General features: G+C 56.8%; 11 protein-coding genes. 9 read left to right on the top strand and 2 right to left on the bottom strand.

Annotated features, from left to right (window positions below; all coding sequences use genetic code 11):
- The 9 genes from ACQR3U_RS04690 to ACQR3U_RS04730 form a co-directional block, all read left to right on the top strand.
- A partial coding sequence (locus ACQR3U_RS04690) for a sugar transferase (protein ID WP_428692117.1) occupies positions 1 to 163 on the top strand: 163 nt, incomplete at its 5' end.
- A 141-nt stretch (positions 164 to 304) separates the two neighbouring features.
- The gene (locus ACQR3U_RS04695; RefSeq protein WP_200358632.1) at positions 305 to 1,087 is read left to right on the top strand and encodes a WecB/TagA/CpsF family glycosyltransferase; all 783 of its coding nucleotides are present in this window, start codon (positions 305 to 307) and stop codon (positions 1,085 to 1,087) included.
- Between the two features lie 132 nt (positions 1,088 to 1,219).
- Positions 1,220 to 2,428, top strand: a complete 1,209-nt coding sequence (locus ACQR3U_RS04700; protein ID WP_230809827.1) for a glycosyltransferase family 4 protein — start codon at positions 1,220 to 1,222, stop codon at positions 2,426 to 2,428.
- The gene (locus ACQR3U_RS04705) at positions 2,425 to 3,534 is read left to right on the top strand and encodes a polysaccharide pyruvyl transferase family protein (protein WP_230809828.1); all 1,110 of its coding nucleotides are present in this window, start codon (positions 2,425 to 2,427) and stop codon (positions 3,532 to 3,534) included. Before ACQR3U_RS04700 ends, ACQR3U_RS04705 begins: the two co-directional genes overlap by 4 nt.
- Positions 3,531 to 4,796, top strand: coding sequence for a hypothetical protein (locus ACQR3U_RS04710; protein ID WP_230809829.1), 1,266 nt, complete (start codon positions 3,531 to 3,533; stop codon positions 4,794 to 4,796). The genes ACQR3U_RS04705 and ACQR3U_RS04710 overlap by 4 nt, the downstream gene beginning before the upstream one ends.
- The gene (locus tag ACQR3U_RS04715; RefSeq protein ID WP_200358627.1) at positions 4,793 to 5,959 is read left to right on the top strand and encodes a polysaccharide pyruvyl transferase family protein; all 1,167 of its coding nucleotides are present in this window, start codon (positions 4,793 to 4,795) and stop codon (positions 5,957 to 5,959) included. Before ACQR3U_RS04710 ends, ACQR3U_RS04715 begins: the two co-directional genes overlap by 4 nt.
- Positions 5,960 to 5,969: 10 nt before the next feature.
- The gene (locus ACQR3U_RS04720; RefSeq protein WP_269572326.1) at positions 5,970 to 7,469 is read left to right on the top strand and encodes a lipopolysaccharide biosynthesis protein; all 1,500 of its coding nucleotides are present in this window, start codon (positions 5,970 to 5,972) and stop codon (positions 7,467 to 7,469) included.
- Positions 7,438 to 8,493, top strand: coding sequence for a nitroreductase family protein (locus ACQR3U_RS04725; RefSeq protein ID WP_200358625.1), 1,056 nt, complete (start codon positions 7,438 to 7,440; stop codon positions 8,491 to 8,493). Before ACQR3U_RS04720 ends, ACQR3U_RS04725 begins: the two co-directional genes overlap by 32 nt.
- A gap of 105 nt (positions 8,494 to 8,598) precedes the next feature.
- Positions 8,599 to 9,720 carry an acyltransferase family protein gene (locus tag ACQR3U_RS04730; protein ID WP_269065331.1) on the top strand — a complete coding sequence of 374 codons (1,122 nt, stop codon included), beginning with the start codon at positions 8,599 to 8,601 and terminating at the stop codon, positions 9,718 to 9,720.
- Positions 9,721 to 9,750: 30 nt separating this feature from the next.
- Here the strand turns inward: ACQR3U_RS04730 and ACQR3U_RS04735 are convergent, their stop codons facing one another.
- Complete coding sequence (locus ACQR3U_RS04735; RefSeq protein ID WP_200360242.1) at positions 9,751 to 11,085, bottom strand: UDP-glucose dehydrogenase family protein; 1,335 nt, start codon at positions 11,083 to 11,085, stop codon at positions 9,751 to 9,753.
- A 207-nt stretch (positions 11,086 to 11,292) separates the two neighbouring features.
- Positions 11,293 to 13,125 carry a DUF4012 domain-containing protein gene (locus ACQR3U_RS04740; protein ID WP_372477526.1) on the bottom strand — a complete coding sequence of 611 codons (1,833 nt, stop codon included), beginning with the start codon at positions 13,123 to 13,125 and terminating at the stop codon, positions 11,293 to 11,295.
- Positions 13,126 to 13,144 lie beyond the last annotated feature (19 nt).

The raw sequence follows: 13,144 nt of genomic DNA on the forward strand, positions 1-13,144 counted from the left end.
CGGCGTGACGGGTCTGTGGCAGGTCAGTGGCCGCTCGGATCTGTCGTGGGACGAGTCGGTGCGCCTGGACCTGTCGTATGTGGAGAACTGGTCGATGGTCTCGGATGTGTTGATCATCGGTAAGACCGTCAAGGCAGTGCTCGCCAGCGACGGCGCCTACTGACGACCACGTATTCGTTGCCGGGATGGCGTTCGGCGACTCCTCGATGAAGGGTCCGCGAATAGCAAGCGGAGCACTAGTCAACTCGATACAGAACACAAGCCGGACCCAGAGTCTGAGCGCCATCGATTCAAGGCATAAATCGTGAAAGGGCAGGAAATGCTGCGGGGTGCAACCGATTCAGTCTCCATACGCATTCGAGGCGAGCAGATGCCATTTGCGCGCAAGACACTGCAGGAAGTAGGCGATGAGATTACTCAACGCGAATTCGATGGGTGGCGAGTCGTCATCACTCCGAACCTGCATCACATCTACTTGATGCGACAGGACAAGTCCCTCGTGGATCTCTACACATCGGCGGACCTGCTACTTCCTGACGGGTGGCCGGTGGCCTGGATGCTCTCCCGTGCATCTGGAATGGATGTCGACCGCATCGCAGGATCAGATCTATTGGAGCTCCTGCTCGAGACCGACGGGCAGGGCAGGCCACTAGTCCTGGTCGGAGGAGAGGATCACCATGCCCTGGCAGCTGTAGCGGAAAGGGCGCGCCGCTCGTCATGGAAGGTCTACGAGGAGCCGGCACCGCGGTCCGAAGTCGATGACCCCGAACTGAGACACGCCTTGATTGCGCGGGTGGCTTCGAACGGCACAGGTGGACTCGTCGTCCTCGGCTTGGGCGCGCCGAAGCAGGAGCGAATCGCGCACGAGATTCGCGCCGAAGGTGGTTCTGGACAGATTCTCTGTCTAGGAATGGCAATTAACTTCAGCGCAGGTCGATACCGGAGGTCTCCGCTATGGATGCAGCGGGCAGGTCTGGAATGGGTGCATCGAATCGCCACTGAACCGCGTCGACTGCTGCCGCGGTATGCCCGGGACGCTATGGCGTTCGTTCCAACCTTGGTTGAGAACGGGGGATTGAAGAAGTGAAGTGCGCTGCTTCGAGTCCTCTCTCTAACCAACCACTCCCGGCTTTGTCGCCCTTACCGAACAACGTCGATGTCGCGGGACGTGCAGATTGTCAGACGTCCGATCGCATCGTCAATGACAAAGTGCTGCGTCATGTCTGATCGCGAAAATCCTCCCACTGCAATGGCGTCATTGGCTTCGACGAAGGTGGGAGGTAATCCGAAGATCGTCCTGCAGATCGGTCCTGCGCCTGGGACATCCGGGGGTATCGCAGCAGTAATAGAGGAAACGCTGAAGTTCGAATCGGCGCTTTTTGAACAACAGGCATGCCCATCATGGGAGCCGAACAGTAAGTTCGCTTCCTTTGCGATTGCAGCACGAACTGCCATCAAGATGTGCGGGAGCGCAAGGAGATGGGCAGTGGCGCACGTTCATTTAAGCGAGTATGGCAGCTTTATCCGGGAGGGATTTCTGCTCGTCCTCTCGAAGATCCTACGAAAGCCCACGGTCGTGACACTTCACGGTGCTGACCTCGCGAAACATGTGGCAAAGTATCCGTTGCTGTCGAAATACGTGTTGAACCGAGCTGATCTTGTCCTATGCCTGGGTAAGAATCACGCGGAAATTGTAAGTGCGATTGCAGGTACGGCGACGCAAGTCGTTGCTAACCCGCTCAGTTCTGAAGCGTTCCTCTCTGTCGATGGCGCGCCGCCTCAGCGAGAGGCGTCACCGACGTTCTTGTTCGCGGGGGAAGTTGGGACGCGCAAAGGACACGATCGACTGATCAACGCTTGGCCTGCTGTGCACGCCCGGTTTCCAGATGCAAACCTGCTGATCGCCGGGCCCTTGGCACACGGGTATTCGGTGACTCCCCAGGACGGGATCATTTATCTTGGCAATCTGACCCGAGAAGCGTTGCGAGAGAAGATTGCAACGGCTACAGCTGTTGTACTCCCAAGCAGGGCGGAGGTTCTGCCTATGGCACTGATCGAATCCCACGCTCAAGGAACTCCTACTGTTTACACCAAGGTTGGTGAATGGCAGGTCGTTAAAAATGCGCCGGGAATGCGACTCGTTGATACCGATCTGAAATCGGAAAGTGAAATCGCGGCATCTCTCGCTGATGCGCTGATCGACTGCGCGTCCGATAGTCACGATTACCGCACTGAGTTGACCGGCTGGGCGAGAAAAACATTCTCTTCCGACGTGGTGTCTGCACAGTTGGATGAAGCGTACGACCGTGTCGTCAGCAAGCGAGTCGGTGGATTCCGCGGTCCGACTCTCTGGCGGAAAATCAAAACGGCAATAGTTCCGGCAACTCCTTTGCGAAACGGGACTGCCCAGACGATGGAGGGCCAGTGAAAAAAGTCGGTATCCTTACGCGGCACGTCTATCCTAACTACGGATCGTTACTCCAGTCTCGCGCGCTCGAAAGTGCGCTGGTTGCGGTGGGCGCCGAGCCTCGTGTCATCGACTATTTTCCAGTAACAGACCGTCCGTTGAGGCTGGCAGCGTCGCGACTCAAAGAATCTCGTGTGAGGGGTTCTGCCGCAAAAAGTGCTGCATATCTAGCGATTCAGACGCCGAATATGGCGACCATGAGCCTTCGATTCCGTAAGTTTCAACGCCGGCACTTGACGCTCACTCAGACCTGTGGCGATGACAGGAGCGTGCTGGAGACCGCGGACGATCTCGACTTTGTGCTGTCCGGTAGTGATCAAGTTTGGAACTCGATCCATGGGCAACTGGATCCTGTCTACTTCTTGGAGGGGCAAAAGCCCGACAAGAAGCACAGTTACGCAGCTAGTTTCGGTTCGAGTGCGCCATCGTCTGCAGATATCGATCGCGTTGCCGAATGGCTCGAGGACTTCAGGTCCGTGTCCGTTCGTGAAACCTCCGCGCAGACAGCTCTTGCAAAAATCGGGATTTCTTCCCGCGTCGATGTCGATCCGGTCCTTCTCCACGGAAAAGATTACTGGACTGACTTCTCAAAGTCTTACGACCCGACGGACAACGACTACATTCTCGTATACCAACTTCACAACACGCCGGGTTTCAGTGAGAGACTGGCCGCCATTCAAGGCCGGCACAATCTGCCGGTTCGACGGGTCACGCCCGACGCCAAGATGCTCGTTGAGCATCGTGCATCTGATTATTTGGTCGATCCGGCGAAATTTGTTGCCCTTTTCAGGGACGCCTCTTACGTAGTTACAGACTCATTTCACGGGACTGCTTTTTCCCTCGTATTCGGAAGGCCGATCTACGCCTTGCTCCCGCAAAGCAACTCGACGAGGAACGAAGACCTCTTGACATCTGTCGGACTTGCTCGGCTGGCGTCGACACTTGAAGCTCCCCCTGTGGAGGACCCAATCTACGACGCTGCCGAGGTGACAGCCAATCTCCAGGGACGTGCCAGAGATTCCTGGTCACATCTTCGAGCACTGGTAGGGACGGAGGGACGTCCATGAACCAAGCAATAGCTGAGTCTGAGATGGAGTCCCCTCCCCAGGCACGTCCAATGCTGTTGGCTGACTATGTCCAGCTAGCTCTCTTTTTCGCGTATGCATTCAGCTACGCCTTCTACATGGCGGGAATTCTGCCTGGATCCGCGTATTATGCTTGTCTTTACGGATTGGTCGCCTTCGCTGCGGTAAGGGTGGCCGGGTTGATGCTCAAGTCCCGCCCCGGCTCACCGCTGGTGTTTGGTAGGTCGACGCTCGCATTGGCAGCTGCGTCGGGAGTTCTTGTCGTCGTGTCGTTGATCAACGAGCTTATCGTGAGCGGAGACTTCACGTTCACTAGCTTCGGAGCCGTGGGATTTATTCTGGTCCCGGCGACCATTGCATTGTGCATAGCAAATACGGTCAGTCTGCGCCTAGCGGATGTGTACATGACGATCTTGCTGGCTCGATATGTTGTTTATTTTCTGTTCTCAGGTGAATTCAGTCTGGCAGCTCTACGTGCAATCAGTTGGTCGGCTTCCTCTTCGCCGTTCGAATCGTCGTTCTCGCACGATATGCTGGTGCTGGTAATGTACTTTGTCGTCCGACAAAAGGCGGTCCGGAGCGGAGTATCGGCCTTCTTCACCATGATCGCGTTGAAGCGCGCCGCATTCGTGGCCGCTCCTCTATTCTTCGTATTCCGACGGTGGATTCGAAAGAATGTACAGCCGAGTAAGGGTGCGCTCGGCACTTTGCTTGCAGTAGGAATTGCAAGCCCATTCATCGTTCAGTCGACGTACTCCACAGAATTTTCTCGTCTGTTCTACAACTACTTTGGCGTAACATTCGACGATTTCACCAGCGGTCGTGTTTCGATTTACAGACTCGCGGTTCACTGTGCTGATTCATCCCAAGCGTTTGGGTCGCTCAACCAGTGTCTCGGTGCTACCGCGATGCGCGTAAGCGGAACATCATGGAACAGCCTGCTCCATAACGATACTCTTCGGGTGTACATGGAGGTGGGGATCCTCGGCGTTGCGGCCTATCTTTGTGCGCTCGTATTCGTCGGCAGGACGAACCGTCCTGCGTTCATCCTCATGTCATATACATTTTTTGTGCTGATCACGTCGAGATTGATTACGCACATGAGCTACTGGATTGTGCTGTTTATCGTCATTGCACTACTCGACCTGCATTACTCCATGGCGCGTTTAGTTGCGACCTCAGAGGATGACCATCCTACTGAAGGCTCTGGTGCGGACCAAGCTGTCATCGGGGGAGTGAAGTGAATAATAGTACCGGGAAAATTGGCATTCTCACCCTGACCCAGTCAGAAAACTATGGGACGGTACTTCAAGCGTACGCAACTCAACAGTTATTCGACTCTGCCGACACCCCGGGGCGTTACTCCCTTATTCCGACCGACGTCGGTCACGTAAGGAAGCGTCGCCTTGCATCGGTCCTGAACCCGAAGAACCCGAGTTTCGGTGTGGTCCGTGCCCGAAATTTCGCCTCTATGCGTCAATTTGTCAGTCCGTATGTACACAGGCCGACGGGTAGGCGTTGGGTCGACATCAGCGACCGAAACGGTGCACTCGAGTACCTAAATTCTCAGTTCGACGGATTCGTAACGGGATCCGATGAGGTTTGGAATTTGGCGTTTGTTGGGGACAAGAGTATCTATTATGCCCCCGAAAATCTCGGAAGGATCCGAGTAAGTTTTTCGACATCAGCCAACAGGCTCGATATCGCAAGTCTCTCGGGCGAGAGTAGAGAAATTCTCCGGCGCTCGCTCTCGTCGTATGCCCATATTTCCGTGCGAGACGCGAATACATATTCCTTTGTTCGCGAATTGTTGGGGGATTCTGTGGGGATCGACGAGATCGTGGATCCGACGCTCATTCATGGGTTAGCGGAGTTCGTTGTGCCCTACACCGCGAGCGCCCATTCCGGGCGGAAGCGGGTCTTGTTGATGGTGCGCGATCGGCGAGTCGGCACAGACCTGATCTCCCATCTGCGCGATTCGGTGGATATCGACACAGTCTTCATTCGGTACCCGGGGGCGGGGTTCCTGCAGCTAAACCCTGTTCAGTTCGCCGGTATCTTCGGCCAGTACGACTGTGTGGTAACGGACTTCTTCCATGGCACCTGTATGAGCACACTAAACCAGGTGCCTTTCGTCAGCTTCGATAGCGAGCCGCTCTATTCGAAGTATGAGAGCAAGATCAAGAACCTCCTTTCCAAGCTGGGGTTGGAAGACCGCTACGTCAATCTGACCGAGGCGGGCGATGCTGGTGCTCACCGTGCGTTGCTGAGTGTGGTCGAAAGGACGATCGCCGAACCGCCGGCATGGACGGCGCAATCTGCTGTAGAACGCGAGCGGAAACACGGGCTAGCGGTCCTGGCGCGGATCAAGCAGGCAGTCGGAGAAGGCCTTGCCGAAGTCGGGTAATTCAACGGGAGTGGCGGGACGCTCCCTCATTTACGCCGTAGCTTCCATTCTGCAGAAGCTCTCGTCACTTATCTTGCTCCCGATCTACACGAGGCTCCTCACGCCTGAGGAGTACGGATACTTCAACCTGATCGTCACCCTGCTGATGCTCGGAGGCGCGATCGCTGCTCTGGGTATGGAGTATGCGGTGGTGCGGTTCTGTCACCCGTCCTTCAATATCAAAGGCAGTGGAGAGGGCTCGGGTGATCCCAGGCGCCAGGCCAAGTTCTACACAGCTGCCTACGCATCGGTGCTGTCCGCTGCAGTCATCCTCACTATCGTTCTTACATTGACCGGGCCGTTGTATGCGCCTCTGATATTTCCGAACTTCGATTTCTATCCAGTTATCCTGGTCGCGCTAGCCTCGTTGCTATTCCAGCCACTCACGGTCGTGTATCTTGCTCTACTCCAAGCTCGATCAATGGCCAAGTCGTACGGTATTTACTCCCTTGCCCTCTTCCTTTGCAACGGGGGTTTGACCGTTCTTTTTCTCGGGCCACTGGATTTTGGACTTCTGGGAATTGCGCTGGCATTGGTGACAGCTAACGGGTTGTTTGCTTTGATCGCAACGATCAACGCAATGAAGATGGGAATGCTCTGGGTTCGGTTCGAGCGAGACGACGCACGACGGCTGCTCGGCTATGCGGTACCGATGCTGCCTCACACTCTCACTCTGCAGGCGACTTCGTTAGCGACCAGGGTTATCATTTCGCACCTGATCAGTGTTGCTGCGGCTGGCTTGTTCAATATCGCGATGTATGCGGTGAACTTCATCGATGCGATACAAACCGCCTTCCATCGAGCATTCTTGTCGTGGTACTTCACGCAGATGGACGAGCGACCCTCCGGTTGGCGCGACCGTGTGCGCGATGTAATCGCTACATTTGTCGGCGCTTCCGTCGTCATCTCTTCCTCGGTCGCGCTTTTCGCGTCCGAGCTATTGATGTTGATGACGCCGGAAAGCTTCCATGCCGCCGCTAGCATCGTTCCGCTTCTCGCGCTCAGCATGATGGTGAAGGCGGTTTACTACCCGTCGTTGTCTGCCCTGCTCTACCACGAGAAGGGTACCCGCGCGGTGTTGCTGATTTCAGGCACATCTAGTGTTATCTCGATACCGTTGGCTGTATTGGGTGCTGCACAGTTCGGTTTGACGGGCGTCGCTGCTGCTCAGCTGATACAACGCGTCATTATGAGTGGGATGGCAGTCCGTTCGTCCAGGCGACTGGAGACGCCGAGAATCCCATGGGCGCGCGTCGTGCGACTCCAAACCAGTGGCCTCGCTGCGGTTTGCGTCGTAATGGTCGGAGATCACTTCTCATGGTGGGGTTTGGGATTCTGGCCTGTTCTTTCCGTCAAAGTCCTCGTTTGGATAGTCCTTGTCGCATACCTATTCGTTTGCGACCCAAATCTTGTCAACGCAGCAAGGAGCGTGATTCGTCGTGAATCTCAAAAACAAGCTGAAGTCCGTTGATTCGCTGCGGCAGTTCGTGAAGCGGATCAAGATTCATCGGGAATATTTCTACGATGCACGGTTTATGTCCAGTCACCTCTTGGACGGTGGACGTGCTTCAAGCCATGAGCAGTATCGGATCATGCTGCGGGTCCATTCCCTGGAGAAGGGAATGGCATACAGAGCTCCCAGATCGTTCGGGGCCGCCAAAGCAATCGCACTTGCGAAGATGCTCGAGAATGCCAGCATGGAGACGCGTGCATCGACTGCGTACCGCATGGGTGAATCCGTCTTACGGGCATGGGTTTCCTTCCACGCCGAGCGTGACGACAGAAACCAGGATGCATATGAGACTGTTCAGCGGTTCTTGGAGGAATCTGACGATCCGGACGTGGAATGGTGCGAGGCCGGTGTCAAGACAATTGCTGACCGGGACCCGGAAGCATGGGCCGAGCTTCCTTTTAACGAGTTCGTTGCATCGCGCCATTCGACCCGGCGCTACTCAGGTGCAAAGGTCGCGGATGAAATCCTCGACGAAGCCGTGCATCTAGCAATGTTGTCCCCTTCCGCGTGCAACCGTCAGATGGTTCGGCTGCACGTAATTGATGATCCGAAAGGGAAGCGACTTCTTTATGACACCCTGCACGGTACCGGCGGGGTCGATTATGACACTTGCCGAATCGGCCTGGTTACCTATGATTCTCGTAGCCTTGAATTCTACGGGGAGAGGAACCAAGGATATCTGAACGCGGGCTTGTTCGCGATGACATTGGTGTACGCCCTTCATTGGAAGGGAATCGGCGCCTGCCTGCTTCAGTTCGGCAACACCGCCGCGGAGGAACGTGCACTAATCCGAGGACTGGGAATCCCCGAGTATGAACGTGCAGCTGTAGGGATTTCATTCGGGCACCTCGAACCCAGCGATGTTGTTCCTGCGAGCGTTCGCCGAAACGTCACCGAAGTTTTGAGGCGTGACGCCTCGAACAGTGTTCCTGGTGTTGGTAGAGGGGACGAAGCATCGGTGGCGCGCACACCGGCCAGCTGATCGAGTGCTGGGCGTTTCAGAGGTAGTTTGCGGAACGTCCGGCTTCTCGGTCGAAAAACGGAAAATCTAGCCCTTTGTGGCTCGACGAGACTCTCTGGAAGACGGATGAATAGTCACGAAGTCGCGCAGGAGGCCAGTTGGCGGGTCGCCTCAGCGAGACCAACAGATCGCACTAAGCGAATCGCTTGGCCTGATGCGGCGAAGGGGCTTTGCATGGTGCTGGTCGTACTGGGGCACTCAGCGCTTTGGTTCGACCAGCAGGTGCAGGGCAATTCGACACTTTGGCTAACGATTACGGATGTATTCGCTCCGTTTCGAATGCCTTTCTTTTTCTTGATCTCAGGTCTGTTCTCCGTAAACGCTCTAGCGCGTCCTTTACAGCAGAGTCGCAAGCGCACGATCGGATTGCTCTGGGTGTACGTCTTGTGGACGATACTGTTTGTAGCGCGACTTTTTGTTCCGGGCGCGAGTGATGGCGATAACCCGCCGACGGCGGTGGAGTTTTTGCAAAGCGTTCTGTTGCCGACCCCCTTCTGGTACCTATGGGCTCTCCCCGTGTACTTCCTGTTTACGTGGCTCATTTTCAGAGTACTAAGTGGAAGGTATCGTCTCGTGGTACTTATTCCATTGGTCGCCCTTTCGGCTGTCGCTCCGCTTATCGATGCGGCGACGGATTCAATAATGCGCGAACCCCTGGACCCGTTGAAACTCGGGTCGGTAGCTTCGAACGCGCTCTGGTTCTATCTGGGGGCGTGCGCCCCATCTCTTTGGTATGCGCTTATGAAAAATGCTAGGTGGAGCTACCTTGCTGGTTCGCTGGGACTGTACTGTGTCCTAATCGTTCCTGTGCTGGCATGGGGAGTCCGCGACGAATCGAAGATTTTACTCGCCCCGTTGGCCCTCTTCATCTGCAGTCAAGCATTTTCGTTGTTGAGCATGCGTACCAGAGTTATGTCTTTTCTGCAATGGGTCGGACGCTCCACGCTGTCAGTTTACGTCCTCCATATGTTCGCGATTTCGGTGATCAGTGCCTTGGTGGGTAGATTTGGATTGGCAGATCTGTTGACCAGGTACGGGTGGGTGGAGCAGCTCACGCCTATCGTTATGTCGTTGACACTGGTTGTTGTCTGCATCTGGGTAGGGAACAACGTGGTACTCGCTCATCGGTACACGTCGTGGATGCTGGAAGCACCCCGAGCCCTTACGGGAGCGCGTGAAAGGCGCTGACTTGGGCAGGTAGCGGCGCTTCGATGAGGGTTACGCCAATGTCACGGCAGAACCGAGCTTCCAGTAATGCCATCCTTGGGACCGCCATCGAGCTCCGTCCAGGCAGTTGCGGCCATCCAGAACGTTCTGGGTTCGGACAAGATTTGCGACGGTGGCAGGGTCAAGTTGACAAAATTCGGGCCACTCGGTGAGCACGAGAACTGCATCCGCTCCTCGGCAGGCTTCATGAGCGCTTGTGGCGTAGTTGAGAGTCGGGAAGACTTTCCGCGCGTTGTCCATAGCCTGGGGATCGAAGACGGTTACTTCGGCGCCGCCTAATTGAAGCTGCCCCGCGACATTCAGGGCGGGTGAATCGCGGACATCGTCCGATTCGGGCTTGAATGCGGCACCGAGCACCGTAATGCGTGCTCCAAGAACAGATCCTCCACATGCCTTTCGTGTCATTTCGACCATCCGTGAACGGCAACGCATATTTATACTGTCGACTTCGCGGAGGAAATGTAGTGCCTGGTTCGCACCGAGTTCGCCTGCCCTGGCCATCAGAGCCCTTATGTCCTTGGGTAGGCAGCCACCACCGAATCCGAGGCCGCCATTGAGAAAGCGACGACCAATCCTGGGGTCATATCCGAGAATGTCAGCGAGCTCTGAAGAGTCTGCCCCCGCGACCTCACATACCTCTGAGATGGCGTTGATGAAGGAGAGCTTGGTAGCGAGGAAAGCATTGGCTGCGGACTTCGCGAGTTCAGCTGTTGCAAGGTCAGTCACGACCAGCGGAACGTCGGCACTGATCAGCGATCGGTAGATCTCTCGCAGGACGCTCTCTGCGTGTCCTGCACGATCATGTTCGATCCCGAAGACGAGCCGGTCGGGCGCCAGGGTGTCCTGGACAGCAAACCCTTCGCGAAGGAATTCAGGGTTCCATGCTAATTCGACGGCGTCACCGGCCGGAGCGAGCGAACGCACTCGTTCACTCAACGCCGTCGCAGTTCCTACAGGAACGGTCGACTTGCCGACGACGACCGCCGCTTGGGTTAAGTTGGGCGCTAGTCGGTCAATTACCGAATGGAGCTGGGTAAGGTCAGCTGCGTAGTCACCGTGCCGCTGTGGGGTGCCTACGGCAATAAAGTGCAGGTTGGCAAAGGATGCTGCCTCTTCGTACGACGTAGTGAACGACAAGCGTGCTGATTCGATATTCCGGCGAAGAACGTCGAGCAGCCCGGGTTCGAAGAATGGAACCTCTCCCGCTTCGAGTTTCGCGATTTTATCTGCATCGATATCGACGCCGAGAACTTGATGTCCAAGTTCGGCCATGCAGGCCGCGTGAGTAGCGCCAAGGTATCCGGTTCCGAAAACAGTACAACGCATGGGCATTTCATACTGTTCCCGAGTAAGCATTCCGCGTACCTGTCCATCGTCGAAGGAGAACTTTCGGTGTACATCTCCAGCTACCCGGGACCGGCACAGCTCAAACCGCAAGAGCAGTCTTATGCCGAGACCAGGGATCGAACGCTGGTGGTGTCGATCCCTGGTCTCGTCAGAGCCTCTATCTCGAGGGCGAGTAGGTGAACCGGCTCAGCCACATGCCGGTACGTCTGCCTTTACCGCCGGCGCGTCGACAAGCGGCTGAATCGGAACGCGCGCGGCGCCTTCGACAGCAGGTTCTTCGAGCTCGTAGACAATCTCAACGGTTTCGCCCTGTGGCACCGGAGCCTGGATGTTGAAAAGAGGGTGACCACGCTCCATTCCGGTGTAGCCGAATGCGGTGGTGCCGTTGACGGTCACCTTCTTCAACTTGGCGCCCTGTGTTGCAAGGAGCCCGACGTCGGTGAGGTTCGTGCCTACAGGCGCACCGACAGGATTGTCGAACATTCCTGCCACGTAGTCGGTGTAATCGCCTTGAGGAAGTCCGTTGGTCAGCCGCACAGTCACCTTCGATTCGCGGGTGTCTCCATCACACGACCCAGCTGTGTATTCAATCTCGCGTTCCAAATAGTAGTCCAGCTTGTTTCCACCGAGGTTATTGACCACCACATGGGCGTATGGGGCGGGGTCGTCGGGCACGACGTGACCGAGAGGCGTGGTGGCGAGTACGTCTTGTTCCTCCGGAACGGAGCTCCAGACCGCGAGTCGACCTTCACCCGCTGCACGTCCCAGTGCCTCTAGCAATGCCTGCGGCCTGGAAATGCTGCCGGTCAGCTTCTTCACCACGGTCTGTGCAACCGTTTCCAGATATGCCTTACGCGCTCTCTGGTCGTCTCCGAAACGGGCGTAGGCCGTGGATTCGGTCAGTTCAACGACGTTCTCGGCGGTGATCTTCTCTCCGCCCGGGAGGGTGACGTCACCGACCACATCGAGGACGTAGCTCAACGCCACCGGATCGGTCGCGATCGCTCCGTCCACGCGCTGTCCCGTCTCCTGCTGCCACATCGACTGCCAAATCTGGCCCGCATACGGGAAGTGCGGACTCACATTGCTGTTGCGGAAGTCCTGGGTGGGGCGGCTGTGCCCGTAGGCACGCTGGAAATCGGGGCCGAGGTCGATCGGGTCGTAGTCGAACCGGAATTCCCGGTTGCTCGTGACCTCGTCGACGGAGACCGCTCCGTCATTTGCTCTGATCACAGTGAAGCCGCCGAGCAGTCCGCCTGTACCGCGTGCCTCTGCGTTCGTCTGGAAACCGACGAAGTAACTACGCGGACCGTCTGCGCCCAGCATGGCCGGCGCGATCTGCGCCGCGAGCGAGGTGTTGTTCAGTAGTCCGGACAACTCGGACACCTGCTCCTGCAGATCGACCCGAGCGTCGTCGATCAGTCCCAACCACGTGCTGTCGACATTCTGGGCCTGCTCGTCGAGATCGCTGATCGCCGCAGAGGTCGTCTCGAGGACAGGCGCCGCGTCGCGGAGTGCCGCGAGATTGATGCGTGCGCCGTCCAAAATCAACTGATCCGGAGATACTGCACTGCCTGCGTCGACCGCCGGCAGGAGGACCTGCTCTGTGAGACCGCTCACAATGGTGGTCACCTGGCGAGTGGAATCGAACGGGCTCCCCAACAATGGGACGGCGCCAGCTATGCGCCACGGCACCGAGTCGACCGAACTCTGGGCGTCCTGGGCGTAACGATCGGCGTCGCCGGCGGCAATGCGAGCCTGGTCGGTATCGCCTGCGAGCAGAGCGTCTTTCGCCTGCGTCGCGAAGTTCTGCGCCTTTTCCAGGTTCGATTTCGCCTGCAGGCCTTCGTAACCCAGCCAGCCGATGAATCCGACGACAACGAGTGCGCCTACGCCGCAGCCGATCTGCACGCGACGGCGCTTCGTGCGCTGAGCTGCGATCTCCTCATCGGACAGACGTCTCCGCACCTTGCGTCGACGCCGTTCGGGCGAATCTGACTCACCGGTAACATCGTTCACGCCGCTTGTGCCCCCTTCG

This window comes from Rhodococcus sp. IEGM1339 (assembly GCF_050321925.1).
GTDB classification, from domain to species: Bacteria; Actinomycetota; Actinomycetes; order Mycobacteriales; family Mycobacteriaceae; genus Rhodococcus; species Rhodococcus pyridinivorans.

What these genes read in the sequence shown, in the direction of transcription:
- ACQR3U_RS04700 (WP_230809827.1), top strand. Translation starts at nt 1,220, where the DNA reads ATGTCTGATCGCGAAAATCCTCCCACTGCAATGGCGTCATTGGCTTCG.
- ACQR3U_RS04710 (WP_230809829.1), top strand. Translation starts at nt 3,531, where the DNA reads ATGAACCAAGCAATAGCTGAGTCTGAGATGGAGTCCCCTCCCCAGGCA.
- ACQR3U_RS04730 (WP_269065331.1), top strand. Translation starts at nt 8,599, where the DNA reads ATGAATAGTCACGAAGTCGCGCAGGAGGCCAGTTGGCGGGTCGCCTCA.
- ACQR3U_RS04735 (WP_200360242.1), bottom strand. Translation starts at nt 11,085, where the DNA reads ATGCGTTGTACTGTTTTCGGAACCGGATACCTTGGCGCTACTCACGCG.